This window comes from Paenibacillus sp. FSL L8-0333 (assembly GCF_037965665.1).
Lineage (GTDB): Bacteria > Bacillota > Bacilli > Paenibacillales > Paenibacillaceae > Paenibacillus_AQ > Paenibacillus_AQ odorifer.
Map to the genome: position 1 here is coordinate 4,901,641 of NZ_CP150186.1, position 14,439 is coordinate 4,916,079.

The following is a 14,439-nucleotide window of genomic DNA, read 5'->3' on the forward strand; positions in this document are numbered from 1 at the left end:
TATTAATATTTATACTCCCGTTTCGACAAAGCCAGTCGAAGGTTCTCACCAGCAGAGCACGACTTGCCTTCTCCGCCTTGCACCGAGAATACTAAGTCTCCACTGTAATCAGCAGCTGTGATCACAGTGACTTCATCCTTACTGATCCGCAGTTGGATGGTATCGCCGCGCAGTGTAACCGGAAGCTGAACGGACTGCCAATGTTGCGGCAGAGATGGATTGATGTGCACAACCCCTCCGTCGTAGTCCAGCCCAGCAAAGCCAAGAACCGCAGCCATCCAAGCACCACCATTCGCAGCTGGATGAGTCCCTCCGATGTAGAGATCCCCTACATATTGCTTAGATTCGCCGGTGAGATCGACGGTAGCCGTACGCATAAAATACGGATAGCCCCAATCCGGTGAACCAATATCAGCAGCTACCAAAGCGTAGATACAAGGGCTTAAGCTTGATCCATGTTCCGTACGCGGTTCGTAAAATCCCCAGTTCGCTTGTTTCACTTCCTTGCTAAAGGAGTGTTTAAACAGATTCAGCATCAACACAACGTCTGCTTGTTTAAGTATGGTTGTGGTGGTAGCTAAGCCATTGCCGCCGCCAAAATACTCATTTTTATTAAGCACACGTGATTTCAGTTCTGTTAGTTCTACATCCTCCAAGGTGAGGTACCGGTCGAATTGTTCAATAACAAGACTGGCAGGATCAGGCTGTGGAACATAAAAGCTATCCAGCATCGTTTTGAACTCCTTCAGGAATGGCCCTGAGCTAAACGGAGCGGACAATTGACCGTAGGCCTCAGGATACTTCTCTTGCAGCAAAGCTGCCGTATGCAAGGCAATCTCCAGCGTCTCTTTAACCAGTGCATTGGTAAAAGCATTATTGTTCACACGCTCATGATATTCATCCGGACCTGTTACATCCAGAATCTCAAACCGCTGTTTAACCGAATTATAGTAAGCGTAAGAGTAGAAAAAGCGAGCGCATTCCCAGATCACCTCAGCTCCTCCACTAGTAAGCAGACTTTCATCGCCTGTGAATTGAACATACTTCCAGATCCCATGCACAACGTCACCACTGATATGAACCTGCTTATCGCGGAAATAGGTCCGCATCGGCCGGCCTGTAAATACATCGTTCACATTAAACAGCGTACAGGCATCGTCTCCCGTATCCTGACTTTCCCAAGCATAAAATGCGCCCAAAAATCCATATTCCGCTGCCTTACGGCGAGCACCATCCAATGTATGAATCCGGTACATCATCAAGTTCCGCGCTACCTTAGGATCACTGTGCAGGAAAAACGGCAACATAAACATTTCCGTATCCCAGAATACAGCTCCCTTATATACCTGACCCGATAATCCCCGGGCTGGAATAGACACCTTCTCCGAAACTGTAGGGGCAATGATTAACAGCTGATAGATACTATATCTCAAGGCAAATTGGGCAGCTTCATCACCTTCGATGATTACATCGCTGTGTGACCATCTCTCGTCCCATAACAGACGATGAGCCTTAAATAACCCCTCAAAACCCAGCGCCTCAGCAGCATGGACAGATTTAACAGCTTCCGACTCCGGCTGATCAGCATCAAGTCCAGTATAGACTGCTACATACTTAAACCATTCATACGTCTCACCCGCACGGGCATCAAAAGAAATCCGGCGAACAGCAGCCCCATCTTCCAGTAGCTCCTCACCAAAACTGAATACCGCCCTCTCCGCCACAACAACCGGAATCTTCAATTCTCCGCTAACAGAAGAAGAGATCAGCACCTCGTCCTTGAGCTGTACCTTTTGTCCGTAAAGATGAGGCCCATTGATATCCCACACATCTACGTCAATTCCCGTCTCAATCGCTACTCGGCAGTCTTGAGTACTGCGAATAGAGTATTTACTAACGAGCAAGTGAAGATTATCCTGGCTTACGAAACGATCTGCGGTAAACGTCAACGCCCCACCGTCAGATACAGCATATTCAGTGCTCCGATGATGAATGGCATTTCGGATATTCAGCTCCTGAGTATGAGCGACCGGTTCACAGTCAAGCACACTTAAGAGCTGATCATTACAGAAAACTTTGGTCAACAATCCATTAGGGGCATTAACTGGTTCTCTCCATTTGTCCCCCTCTTTGTCATATAGTCCTGCGAGGGTGACAGCTACTAGCTCAGTTTTACTGAATTCCTCCAGTGTGCCGCGATACCCCATGTAGCCGTTGCCTAACATATATTTGTTACCGTTCGTCGTCACAAGCTGTTTATCAAAACAACTCTCCTTTACGATCCAGTTCATCCTGCCAGCATCCCTTCGCCTAGCGGAAGCGTCTTCCCGGAAGCATCCACTGTAATCGACTGTCCGTACACTATAATTTCGGTACTTCCACCATTAACCGCAGTGATTGTTACTGAATTTTTGTCGACCACAATTCTCAGAAGCACTCCTTCATACAATACTTGGAAGCTATATTCATCCCAGCGTTCTGGCAGGGTTGGCTGAAAGGACAGACGTGCTCCATCCGAACGCATTCCACCAAAGCCGTAAACAATATTCATCCAAGCAGCTGCAATTGAGGTAGTATGCAGCCCTTCACGGGTATTGCGGTTATAGTTGTCTAAATCCAGTCGAGTAGCAAATTCAAAAAACGAATATGCTTCCTCGGGTTTGCCGATTTCACTCGCCAAAATGGAGTGGATCGAAGGTGACAGCGAAGACTCATGAATACATCTAGGCTCGTAATATTCATAGTTCGCCAGCTTCGCTTCTTTAGAGAATTGTCCGCTGTACAAGAACATAAACATAAGTACATCCGGCTGCTTAATCATGTCATAGCGATACAAACGATCATATGACCAGTTCGAATATAACGGGAATTCTGTAACAGGAATCGAATGAATATCAATATGTGGCATATCGAAGAACCCATCATGCTCTTCATAAACTCCTGTCACTTCGTCAACCGGAATCCGCATATGCTGCGCCTTGTTTTCCCAATCGGTGAGTTCCTCGTCATGAAGTTCTGTTTTCTCTACCACAGCTGCAAAAGCAGCAGGAGCCTGTTCTTTCATCTCCCGAAGAGTCTCTAGGGTGTATTCAAAAGATTGTTGAGCCATCAGATTAATGTAGCAGTTGTTATTGACCATCAATTGGAACTCATCAGGGCCCATAACGCCAAAATAACCATATTCCCCGCTGCGTTGCCCCCATTGGCCACGTGTAGCATAGAATCTGCTGATCTGAATCAGCATCTCAGCCCCTTTACTGTGCAGGAAGCTTTTATCACCGGTATTTTTGACATAATGCCAAATGCCATAAGAAACAGCAGTCCCTACATGAAGCTGAAGATTAGAGTGCTGCCAGAGATCACAGCTTTCTGTTCCATCTATAGTAGCAATTGGATAGCAGGCTCCCTCACAATCCACCTCTTTAGCGCGCTGCATAGCCTGCGGCAATGTTTTATATCTGAATTCCAATAAGCTCCGGGCAGCCCTTGGATTATTGAACATATAGAACGGTAAGCAATAGGATTCTGTATCCCAAAAAGCCAACCCACGATATACTTCACCCGTCAGCCCTTTGGCACCAATATTAAATCCGGGATGATCGCCATGATAGGTCTGATAAAGCTGGAAGATACAGAAACGAATACCCTGCTGATTCTCAGGATCGCCCTCAATTCGGATATCACTTGTCTCCCAGATGCCCTTCCAATAAGCTGTCTGATCAGCGATTATTTGGGTATCTGTCAACTGGCTTGCTGTTTCAGCAAGAGACAGACCTTTGCTCCACAGCTCTTCAGCTGTATGGGCAGAATCACTATCCGAATAGTTCATAACCAGTTTGGTAAAATAGGAGACTTCTCCTTCCGTAAGGTCCAGAGTGAAATTTTGTCCAATAAACTTATCACTCTCAGTAGCAGTGAGCTGCAACGGCTGCGAGGATTGTAAGGTAAAGCTTGAGAACAGCTTATTCCCAGTATTCACTGTACTGGCCATAATAGCAGAGGACGCTCCACTTACTCCGCTGCGGAGACTGTTCCACATACATTCGCCGCGTTCTTCATGAATAATGCCGAAATCAAGACCTGTACAAATGTCCACGCTCCCCGAGAAATTAAGGGGTTCAAAATCTACCCGCTGCAACCCCAAATGAGACATAGTCATGCTGACCAGACGTGTAAAGACTACTTTTAGCGACTTGCCATCGTTTAGATGCCAGATTAGCTCTCTCCGATACGTACCCTTACGAAGATCCAGCTTGCGCACATAATCTGTTACGTTGCTTTTTGCTAAATCAAGCTGTTCACCATCTACAGATAGACGTGTATACAGCCAGTCCACCGCATTCACCATATATCTCAGCGAGCGAATGATCCCTTTGTAGTGATTGCCAATATCCAATTGTTCATTTAATCCATTAAAATAACTTCCTTGCAGGGTGTCACCTGAATACCCTTCCTCTGCATATCCGCGTACACCCATGTATTCATTACCCAATGAAAAAATAGATTCCGAAGTCCGATTTCTTTCTGGATCAAAGCCCTCTTCAATAATTGCCCACGGATCAACCTTAAGATATTTGTCTGCTACTTTAGCCATATATGATTTCTCCTTCTCCTGATTTTTGCTCCAATTTCAGGATATCGCTGCATAGCAATAGAGCCAATGTCCGACCGTAATGAAGATGTGTGCATTTATACGGAGTTGAGATAAAACTAATTTCTTTAACATGAATTTCAACTGTGTTATATGTTACAATCTAACGGGGACGCAAAAAAACAGCGATTAACCCAGTATTTGAGAATAATGGATAGCCGCTGTTCATATATCATAAACGTGAGATCACTTACTCTTTTTTAGTTAAAAAGAATATTACATCGAACACTTTAGAAGTGAAATTTATCACAATGTTGAAAATTCGACACTTTTAAACGATTTTTTATAACCAATTCGAGGGATTTTCAAGGTATAATTAATTTAAAATTTACTGAAAAACTGAGGGAATAAAGGGGATGTCGATTATGCTAAAAGAACATTACAATGTTATCGAAGCCCACGGAAATACAAACTGTTTCTCCGAACAGAATTTCAACAGACTTCTAGTTACAATGAAAGAGCGCATAGTTCCAGAGGGTTCACATCTATTCTGGGAAGGCGACTACTCGGATAAATTGTTTTATATCAAACGTGGACGTGTGAAATTAACTAAATCTACTGATGAAGGTAAAGAACTCATTCTTTATATGTATCAAGCTGGCGATATGGTAGGTCAAGCAGATCCATTCTTCAGCACTAAGCATAGCTTTACAGCCGAAGTGATTGAAGAAAGTGAAGTTGGCGTCATCGAACAAAAGGATCTAGAAATTCTCATTTGCCAACATTGTGATTTTGCTATCGACTTTATGAAATGGATGGGTATTCATCACCGTCTCACCCAAACTAAATTCCGTGATCTAATGATGTACGGCAAACCTGGTGCACTATGCTCCACGCTCATTCGTCTTGGCAATACCTATGGTGAGAAGAGCAGCGATGGTGAGAATATCCTTATCAACAAAAAAATTACGCATACAGATTTGTCCAACATGATCGGTGCCACTCGTGAAAGTGTTAACCGGATGCTGAGCGACCTGCGTAAAAAAGATGCTGTTGAGTATGAGAACGGTATGATTGTCATCAAGGACCTTGGCATGCTGCAAGAAATTTGCCACTGCGAACTGTGTCCGAACGAAATCTGCCGGATCTAATTCCGTTATAATATACCCTCTATTCACCTCAATGAAACATACATGACCCAATTATTCTGCATAATATAAAATAGAGTGGTCCAAGGCGCCTAATGCAGGTGTCTTTTTTTTATATTCAACAAAAAAAGAGCTAAACCCAAGATCGGTTCAGCTCTAATATAGTTAATTAAAAATGGATTTAACGGTTATTGCGAGTACCACGCACTGGTGAGATCAGCCAATAGGCCATGCCGACAAATACGCCCCCACCAATGATATTCCCCAAAGTTACAGGGATCATATTATGCAGCCATCCAGCTATCGTAATGGTTTCCGGATGATTCGGAAGCAACACAGCAACACTAAGCAGAGTCATATTAGCCACACTATGCTCATATCCGCTTGCGATAAAGGCGAACAGACACCACCAGATTAAAATTAGCTTAGCAGATTCACTTTTAGCACGTGAGGACATCCATAGCGCTAAACAGACCAGCCAGTTACATAGGATTCCACGAAAAAACAGCTCAGAGAACGGGAGACTCATTTTTTTAGCAGCGGCTGTAAAGATCAAATGCTCTGGCGGCGCAGCACTGAATAACCCAGTCCCACGAATTAAAAGCGCTAAAATCACTGCACCCACCACATTCCCGATGAATACAAGGATCCAGTTCTTAACGGTATCCCAGATACTGGTTCTGCCTGCCAGTGTACTTACAGTAAAAAACATATTATTCCCAGTAAACAGTTCTGAGCCTGCAAATACTACAAGCGTCAAGGCGATGCCGAAGGATGTACCCATAATAAGCGGTTGGAAAGGTGATTTAGCAGCTGCTAGCGGTGCTCCTAGAGAGAAAATAAGGATAATCCCAATGCCTACATAAGCACCTGCCAACAGGGCTGCTAGAAAATATCTTGGCAAGCTTTCATTCATTTTGTCCCGCTTACTGACTGCCGTCTCTACGATGCTCTCCACACTTTGCGTAAACATAATACTCCACCCCACCGTTTTCTATTAAATCTATTACTACACTCTTCGGTGTCTACACGCTCACTGTAACTTTCTCTCCGTCCAGTGTGACTGGATAAGTCACAACACTACCTTGGTCTGGAGCCTGCACCTCACCCGTGCGCAGATCGATTTTCCAATCGTACAGCGGATCGTACAGATAGTGACCTGACACGATCCCTTCCGCAAGCGGGCCACCCTTAGGATGAGGACTACGATTCTCTACTGCATAGATGGCTCCGTCAGAGGCACGAAATACAGCCAGTTCAACAGCTCCAGCAATCACTACACGGCCAATCTGCAGCAGGAAATCCTGTACTGAGCCTATTGCATACGTTTGTGTGGTCTTATTCATTGGTCTCTCCCCTTCTGTGTGCGTTATATCCGCTAGACTCTTGTTTCTTCAAAAAGCGCAGTACGAGTGCTACTGTCATTAAGCATTTTTTTCCAAGGATCCGTCACCTGAGTCAGAGCAAAGTCAATCCGTGCGGCCAGCTCTTTGCGGTTATCTTCATTATTCAAAATGACCATTTGAATCTGCTCAAGTCCCATACGCTCAACCCACTCGGAGGTTCTCTCCAAATAATTACCGGTCTCACGATAATATTGCATCACAGCGGAGCACACTTCGATCAACTCTTCATCGGTCTTAATTTTGCAGAAGGAATCAGCAATCCGTGGTTTGATCCCACCGTTACCACCGATAAATACTTCCCAACCGCCGTCATTACCGACGATGCCAATATCCTTCGTGCAGGATTCCGCACAGTTACGTGGGCAGCCGTTGACAGCTATTTTAAACTTGGCAGGAAAATCAAGACGTTCATACTTACGTTCTATGAGCGCGCCCATTCCCAGCGAATCCTGTGTACCGAAACGGCAGAACTGTGAACCCACACAAGTCTTAACCGTACGTAGCGATTTGGCATAACCATAACCTGATGGCATATCGAGCTCTTCCCATACCTTCGGCAGATCCTCTTTTTTCACCCCGATTAGATCCAGGCGTTGCCCACCAGTCACCTTCACAACTTTTACATCATATTTAAGGGAGACATCAGCGATTTTCTTCAAATCCTCTGGTGTCGTTACCCCGCCGTACATGCGTGGAATAACGGTATAGGTTCCGTCTTTCTGAATATTGGCTCCCATACGTTCATTAACAAAACGTGATTCCTTCTCATCTTGATGTGTATCCGGATTTAGCATCCCCAGATAATAGTTAATCGCCGGACGGCATTTAGAGCAGCCTTCCTCTTGTTTCCAACCCAGTACATGCATAACCTCTTTAGTAGTACTAAGACCTTTAGCTGTAATCTCAGCAACAATCTCATCCCGGCTAAGCGTTGTACAGCTACAGATACCTTGCTTGGCAGACTGCTCAAAACTATCACCCAGGACAAATTGTAAAATTTGTTCTACAACCGGTTTACAACCTCCGCAAGAACGCGTCGCTCCTGTACATGCTTTGATCTCGTCCACAGTAGTAAAACCATTTTCTATGACCGCATCCACAATCGCTTTTTTCGTAACCCCATTACAGCCACAAACGATTTCTTCGTCCGCCATAGCTTCTACAGATGTGCTCTTTTTGGCTCCGCTTCCGCAGCAGCCCGTACCCATGACCTCTGTATAAATCTCATCAGTCATTACAGCACCTTGTTTTACTAACTTTTGCAGGTTAGCCGATTCCGTCACATCCCCGAACAGGACTGCACCAACAATGACATTGTCTTTGAGCAGAATTTTCTTATAGGTTCGCTTCCATTCATCTTTGCTTGAGATTACAGTGTGCTCAGGGGAATCCATAAACTCACCTGCAGAAAATACATCCACACCGGAAATTTTTAATTTGGTGGAGACAACAGAACCTTCATATGGATTTGTATCGCTTCCGCAGAGATGTTTAGCTAGAACCATACCCTGCTCGAAGAGCGGCGCTACTAATCCGTAACAAACTCCGCGATGTTCGGCACATTCGCCAATGGAATATACATTCTGCATAGAGGTCTGCAAATAATCGTCCACTACAATTCCACGATTAACAGCAATTCCGCTTTCTTTTGCCACAGTTATATTCGGTTTGATGCCTACAGCCATAACTACAAAATCAGCTGCAAGTGTAGTGCCATCACTAAATTGTAAACCACTTACTCTCTGTTCCCCTGTCAATTCTACTGTTTGTTTGCCCATGGCAAATTTCACGCCTTGACGCTCTAGCTCAGCTTGCAACATAGAGGAGGCATTACGATCAAGCTGGCGCTCCATTAGATCTTCCATCAGATGCACTACAGTAACGTCCATGCCAAGGTTCACAAGACCCTTTGCCGCTTCCAATCCAAGTAAGCCCCCGCCGATTACCGCCGCTTTGTTGTATTGTTTAGCCGCAGCTAGCATCGCATCACAATCTGCAATATCCCGGAAACCCACTACGCCTTCCTTATCACAACCAGGTACAGGTAAAATAAATGAATTCGAACCCGTTGCAATAATCACTTTATCGTAAGAAACAGCCATACCGTTATCCGCAATTACTTGCTTGGAATGCTCGTCAATTCGCGTAACTGTTGTTCCTGTATGCAAGGTAATGTTGTTATCTTCATACCAGTTCCAGTCGTTTAGGATGATATCGTTGATGGTTTTGCTGCCTTCGAGAACATAGGACAACATGATCCGATTATAATTGGGGTGAGGTTCGCTTCCAAAGACCGTAATGTCATAAGCTCCACCTAGCTTCAATATTTGCTCTAGCGTACCTATGCCTGCCATACCGTTGCCGACTAATACTAATTTTTCTCTCTTCGCTGCCATAGTTAGGTGCCTCCTCAGTCTTATCCGTTCTTGTTGAACTTTGCTTCAACTTATCTTCTACATAATGAAATTATACATTTCAAAATTTAAGAGAGATTGTGATTACAGTCACATTAAATGTGAATGTTTTCACATAAAAAATAAGACAATTTTGTTAGGTTCTAAATTCTAATAAAAAAAGCCAGATCACAGGTTCTGAATAACCGTAGATCTGGCATTTATGTACTTTTTTTAACGTATAGCCAATAAAATCTCCAATTCATCCTGCACTCTAAGCTTCATGTCCATTCCATTCTCAAGCAGCTGCTTCCCATTCACCTTCATCTTCCAAACTTCATTGCTAAGAGGAGTATAATCACCAATGGATAACACCTTTTTGTTGTCTTCGGTCAACTGCACCACACTGCTGTTCTTCAACAAACCTCTCACTGTTAAATCTTCAGTAAATCCCATAACATATGAATGATTCAAATTCACTTGCTCACTTCCGCCATTCACGGTCAACAACACAATTTGAAGGGGTTCCTCTTGTTCCTTAGACATCGCCGTAATTACTAATTTTGATTCATGCCCGACGGTTCGACCCCAATCCTCAGATCCAATGGTCTCCCCATCCATTTGCAGCTCCCAATTCATTCCTGGACTGAGTGAAATATTATTTACCGTTAGAATGCTTGTGTTATCCTCAGAAAAGGTGGCCTTCCCACTACCTTTCAGTAGGTCAAAGATCGTTATCCCTTTTCTGTAGCTCTCGCTAAGCTGCTTGTCCAAAGGGTTGGTCAGCAAGTCATTTCCCGCAACGATAAGCGAAAGCGTAGGCCCGTCTGATCCTGCTAAGCCATTATTCCCTTCATTATTAACGTCAGCAAGAGTCGAACATCCACCTATTATGAATACGATGACTAATCCTAGTAACAACCTCCACATATATTTCGTGGGCATAGTGACACCGCCTTGTCCCGCCTAATGACCACACAGCGTCTCAGGCTTGTAGTAAGTTATGCATACTGTCTATTTAAGAATAACGTAAATAAGCTTTGTTCTCAAATATAAAAAAAGTCCCCTAAGGGACTCTTTGAAAACTCATTTTTTCTACTGGAATCTAGGGAACAATATATTATTCTCCAGATGAACATGTTCAAAAGTCATGCTCTCCAGCTCCTCTAGCCGGGCATAAGTCAAACGATAGGTTGTACAAGCATGAGCCGGTGGGGTGAAATCATCTGTTATTTTGCGTATTTGTCTCAATATATCGCCTGCTGTGTCATGTTCACTCTCAAGTTCAAATAATGCCTCGCGAAGTGTGGTTAGCCCTTCTTCACTTGGATTGGCATCATACGCTAATAATTTCGGAAACTCATCTTCCTCTTCTTTAGCTGTATGCTGTAGCAGATCTTCCTTGAGTGCATTAAACAAACTATATAACTCTTCTAAATGAGGTGAATCTCCGCCATGAACCCGGTATACCTTAGTTACATTTTGGCTAATCAGGGGCAGTTCTTCCCGCAGGTAATGGTGATGTTTACTCACAATATGGTCGATTAACTCTGCAGAAGGTGCTGTGTTCCATGCGAGTTCTTCTTGTGGTACCGGATATTCCTCGAACAGCTTGTTGAGATCACTAATGATCATCTCTTGATCTAGTCCACGCTCTACAGCTGCTTCAGCAAGAGGTTTGGCGCCTCCACAGCAGAAATCAATCCGTTTAGACTTGAAATAATCCGCAGCTTTTGGGAATTGCAGCACAATATCTTTTACAAGGGCATCTGGAGTAAATCCAGGTTGCACCGATTGCTTATGCTGTAAATCTGAAATTCTATCATTAGGTTGTTTAGTTTCCATAATAGTTCCTCCTCGGGATATGTGATCAGGTTCTGAAAAAATCTTTTCTACCTGTTCACCTTAACCCTGAAAGGAGTTTTGACTTGTGATTGTACTCACGAAAATTGTATCTCTTTGTTGAACGAAAAAGGTCAATCATGGAGATAAATCCCCACAATCGACCTGTCTTTTGTTTACCACACGGGCATCAGTAATGTTATTTGTCTTACATTTATCTATTCGGTCACACCAAATCTGTATCTTTTATTGAACATAAGCCTGCATATACGTTCGCTTCCCCTTTGCGTCCTTCAAATAAGGTCCTAAGCCAGCAAAGCGGGAGTGATCCATATAAACACCAGTCATCCATCTTCCCTCTGTCAGGCCACCATTCCATTTGAGAACAAGGTCAGGGGCGGCTATCCATTCCTGATAGATCTGTATATTCTGATCTTTGTACTCTTTACAAGGCTTAGACTGCTCCAGAAGACGTAGATCATTAAGGTAGGTTGGCACGAAATAAGAGGATATCGTATGCAAATCATCTTCATCAAAAAAGGGCTCATCCCCTAAAAAGGGTTTGAATAATACGGTATTCTCGTACATGGACCAAATTAAGGCTTGTAGCACCATGCTCTGGCGAATGCCATTATGAAACTTATATTGTCGTTGATTACCTGCCATATTCACTTCTTGAAGAGGTTCCGTCGACTCCAGGCAATGCCGTTCACAACCGATACATTTCCAGCCAGAAGGACTTTGAATCCATTTTTGAAAAATAGTTCCGCTATCATTGTTGCCTTTGTAGAGTGAAGAGATAATGCTGTAAGGCACACCAATCCACGCATCCCATAAGGAATCTGGAAGATGGCTATGCAGCATGAACAACGTCTTGTCATAGATGAGCTGTACTTTGATCGAAGCGTTCTCCAGCTCAGCAACATCCTTTTTTCCATACGTTATTTCCCGGGAAAACAGGGTGGTCTTCATCTCCCTCGCCTCCTAATAGTTTTGCTATGCCTGTACTCCAGCTGAGTAGATTTGAGCAAAAACCAATATTGCAAGCGTTTCCATGCAAGGAACATACAACGTTTTTTCTATTATATTACAGATTTTTTCGATCTGTGCAAGGTTTTTATTTAAAAATTGAAAAGCCCTCCTCCGTTCTTCAGGAAAAAGGGCCACAACACGACTTTGATTTCTACTCTACCCAGCTCTCAGCCCAAGACTGAATCTGCTGCATAACAGGCTCCAGCGCACGGCCTTTGTCTGTTAGTTCATATTCAATACGTACAGGTGTTTCCGGGTATACATGTCTAACCAGAATACCCTCACCTTCCAAATCCTTCATCCGCTCGGACAGCATCTTATCGCTCATTGAAGGAATGAGGCCGGAAATATCTTTAAACCGCTTCGGTCCACTCATCAATGTCTGAATAATAAGTCCATTCCAACGTTTGCCTAAGAAAGAGAAGGCTGTCTCAAATCTGGGACACATCGAAATTTGATGTTCTTCCATTGTTCTCACCTCTCACTAGCGAAACTTACTATTAGTTAGTATATATAATATTAACACATTTCATCCCTGATGAACATCGTTTACTAAAAAAAGTTCATCTGACATTATCATTATATCCTCGTTGTCAATCCCCTGTATGTGCTTTAGATTCCCTTTGAGCAATCGCTTCTGTCACGATTTGCGCCAAGTCATCATTTCCGAATAAGGAGAGTACGCCGAGAACTGTGTCATCGGAAATATCCCCTGCTTCCTCCGCAGAAACCGTTAGGGCAAGCGCTTTTCGCAAGGCTTCATTCCCTTCTTGCTGTGGATAAGCCTGCAAATATAAACTGTGCGGGTCGAGTCCTTGATTCACGCACCACTGGGCGAATACAAGGATCATCATCTCTTCCTCCCGCTTATAGCTTTCGATGATTTGTTCCTCCACTAATTTACGGTTGTCTTCCATATTTTACTCCTTTCTTAGAGACCTCATTCAGCAAGCTGAGCTGCCAATCTATGACTAGGCAGAACTGCTGAAGCAGCAATACTGCATAACTCTGGTGTATTTATATTGTTCAGAAAATGATCTACCACTCCACCGAAACCTCTTCTATCCAGCACCGTATCCCAGCTTCCAAAGCTCTGGGTCCATGGCAAAGCATTTTTTTCATATAGGATGGCTTGGTCCAGATCTGCCACTTCCACCGAACGGCCATTACCGTGCAGCTCCAGCTTCTCCAAATCAACACCAGCCTCACGAACCATGCTATACATCCCCACTGAGCCTTGCTCCCAACCCAGCATTCCAGATGCCTGGACAAGTCGCCCCTCTCCATTGGATTGAAGATTACTGCGAAGCAGCTCATACTGATCTCCACATAACCATAACAGCAGATCAAGCATATGAATCAAGTCGTCATGTACAGTCTCACGGCTGCTGCCTAATTGCAGCTTCGTGCGATGTTTAATCGCGTGGCAATGGCTAATGCCTCCAGCTTCCTCGAGCCAACTCTTGGCGGTGACATACATTGGGGCAAAACGCCGATTAAAGCCCACTCCTAGCAGCAGCCCTTTATTTTCTGCCAGCTCTGCCATCCTTCTGGATTCTTCCAGATCATAGGACAGCGGCTTATCTACATACACCGAAATCCCCTGTTCGAGACATTTTGTTACTATATCATAATGGGTCGTCGTTGGGCTATGCACAAATACTGCATCCAGATCCCAAGACAACAGCTCGTCTAAATTTGTCGTACCTTTAGGAAAGCGATAGGCATTAACAGCTTGCTCTACTGTTGTGGATGAGTGACTGAGAACCCCCACTACCTCAACTTGTCCATGCTGAGAGAGCAGTGGCAAATATACTTTGCGGGCGATATTGCCAATCCCGATGATGGCGACTCTTTTGCGTACAGAAACGATCACTGATCTAACTCCCCTCTTTATAATTCAAGAATTTATCTCTCTCTTTGTTCTCTATAAATGCTATTATACCTGCTTGGCGTTCGCCGACAATGATCTTCACTTCAATATTTACTTTTTATCCCGTATGATGAGATGAATGAGTGGAAGAAAG

General features: G+C 44.0%; 12 protein-coding genes. 1 reads left to right on the forward strand and 11 read right to left on the reverse strand.

All coding sequences use genetic code 11. From position 1 onward, the window contains the following. Positions 1–2 precede the first annotated feature (2 nt). Positions 3–2,291, reverse strand: coding sequence for a glycosyl hydrolase family 65 protein (locus NYE72_RS22000; RefSeq protein WP_076273020.1), 2,289 nt, complete (start codon positions 2,289–2,291; stop codon positions 3–5). Further along, entirely contained in the window at positions 2,288–4,594 is a 2,307-nt protein-coding gene (locus tag NYE72_RS22005; protein ID WP_326047888.1) for a glycosyl hydrolase family 65 protein, read from the reverse strand. Before NYE72_RS22005 ends, NYE72_RS22000 begins: the two co-directional genes overlap by 4 nt. A gap of 422 nt (positions 4,595–5,016) precedes the next feature. Here NYE72_RS22005 and NYE72_RS22010 point away from each other — a divergent pair, with 422 nt between their 5' ends. Then, a complete protein-coding gene (locus tag NYE72_RS22010; RefSeq protein ID WP_036682945.1) occupies positions 5,017–5,742 on the forward strand; it encodes a Crp/Fnr family transcriptional regulator in 726 nt (241 codons plus the stop codon). A 178-nt stretch (positions 5,743–5,920) separates the two neighbouring features. On the opposite strand, the gene NYE72_RS22015 is transcribed toward NYE72_RS22010, so the two are convergent. The 9 genes from NYE72_RS22015 to NYE72_RS22055 form a co-directional block, all read right to left on the reverse strand. Beyond that, positions 5,921–6,712 carry a formate/nitrite transporter family protein gene (locus NYE72_RS22015; RefSeq protein WP_036682946.1) on the reverse strand — a complete coding sequence of 264 codons (792 nt, stop codon included), beginning with the start codon at positions 6,710–6,712 and terminating at the stop codon, positions 5,921–5,923. Between the two features lie 52 nt (positions 6,713–6,764). After that, positions 6,765–7,085, reverse strand: a complete 321-nt coding sequence (gene nirD, locus NYE72_RS22020) for a nitrite reductase small subunit NirD (RefSeq protein ID WP_036682949.1) — start codon at positions 7,083–7,085, stop codon at positions 6,765–6,767. A gap of 32 nt (positions 7,086–7,117) precedes the next feature. After that, the gene (gene nirB, locus NYE72_RS22025; RefSeq protein WP_036682952.1) at positions 7,118–9,541 is read right to left on the reverse strand and encodes a nitrite reductase large subunit NirB; all 2,424 of its coding nucleotides are present in this window, start codon (positions 9,539–9,541) and stop codon (positions 7,118–7,120) included. 231 nt (positions 9,542–9,772) lie between these two features. After that, positions 9,773–10,483 (reverse strand): hypothetical protein, encoded by a 711-nt coding sequence (locus NYE72_RS22030; RefSeq protein WP_036682955.1) that lies wholly within the window; start codon positions 10,481–10,483, stop codon positions 9,773–9,775. Positions 10,484–10,633: 150 nt separating this feature from the next. Then, positions 10,634–11,329 (reverse strand): iron-sulfur cluster repair di-iron protein, encoded by a 696-nt coding sequence (gene ric / locus NYE72_RS22035; RefSeq protein WP_038574702.1) that lies wholly within the window; start codon positions 11,327–11,329, stop codon positions 10,634–10,636. Between the two features lie 297 nt (positions 11,330–11,626). After that, a complete protein-coding gene (locus NYE72_RS22040) occupies positions 11,627–12,352 on the reverse strand; it encodes a hypothetical protein (RefSeq protein ID WP_038572559.1) in 726 nt (241 codons plus the stop codon). 211 nt (positions 12,353–12,563) lie between these two features. Then, on the reverse strand, positions 12,564–12,881 hold the full coding sequence (locus NYE72_RS22045) for a helix-turn-helix domain-containing protein (protein ID WP_036682958.1): 318 nt from the start codon (positions 12,879–12,881) through the stop codon (positions 12,564–12,566). 124 nt (positions 12,882–13,005) lie between these two features. Beyond that, complete coding sequence (locus NYE72_RS22050) at positions 13,006–13,329, reverse strand: hypothetical protein (RefSeq protein WP_036682960.1); 324 nt, start codon at positions 13,327–13,329, stop codon at positions 13,006–13,008. A gap of 23 nt (positions 13,330–13,352) precedes the next feature. Continuing rightward, complete coding sequence (locus NYE72_RS22055) at positions 13,353–14,288, reverse strand: Gfo/Idh/MocA family oxidoreductase (protein WP_038572562.1); 936 nt, start codon at positions 14,286–14,288, stop codon at positions 13,353–13,355. Between the last annotated feature and the right edge of the window lie 151 nt (positions 14,289–14,439).

Excerpts from the sequence above, each read along its gene's own strand:
- NYE72_RS22040 (WP_038572559.1), bottom strand. The coding sequence starts at position 12,352 with ATGAAGACCACCCTGTTTTCCCGGGAAATAACGTATGGAAAAAAGGAT.
- NYE72_RS22005 (WP_326047888.1), bottom strand. The coding sequence starts at position 4,594 with ATGGCTAAAGTAGCAGACAAATATCTTAAGGTTGATCCGTGGGCAATT.
- NYE72_RS22000 (WP_076273020.1), bottom strand. The coding sequence starts at position 2,291 with ATGAACTGGATCGTAAAGGAGAGTTGTTTTGATAAACAGCTTGTGACG.
- nirD (WP_036682949.1), bottom strand. The coding sequence starts at position 7,085 with ATGAATAAGACCACACAAACGTATGCAATAGGCTCAGTACAGGATTTC.
- NYE72_RS22015 (WP_036682946.1), bottom strand. The coding sequence starts at position 6,712 with ATGTTTACGCAAAGTGTGGAGAGCATCGTAGAGACGGCAGTCAGTAAG.
- NYE72_RS22010 (WP_036682945.1), top strand. The coding sequence starts at position 5,017 with ATGCTAAAAGAACATTACAATGTTATCGAAGCCCACGGAAATACAAAC.
- NYE72_RS22030 (WP_036682955.1), bottom strand. The coding sequence starts at position 10,483 with ATGCCCACGAAATATATGTGGAGGTTGTTACTAGGATTAGTCATCGTA.
- NYE72_RS22045 (WP_036682958.1), bottom strand. The coding sequence starts at position 12,881 with ATGGAAGAACATCAAATTTCGATGTGTCCCAGATTTGAGACAGCCTTC.
- nirB (WP_036682952.1), bottom strand. The coding sequence starts at position 9,541 with ATGGCAGCGAAGAGAGAAAAATTAGTATTAGTCGGCAACGGTATGGCA.
- NYE72_RS22050 (WP_036682960.1), bottom strand. The coding sequence starts at position 13,329 with ATGGAAGACAACCGTAAATTAGTGGAGGAACAAATCATCGAAAGCTAT.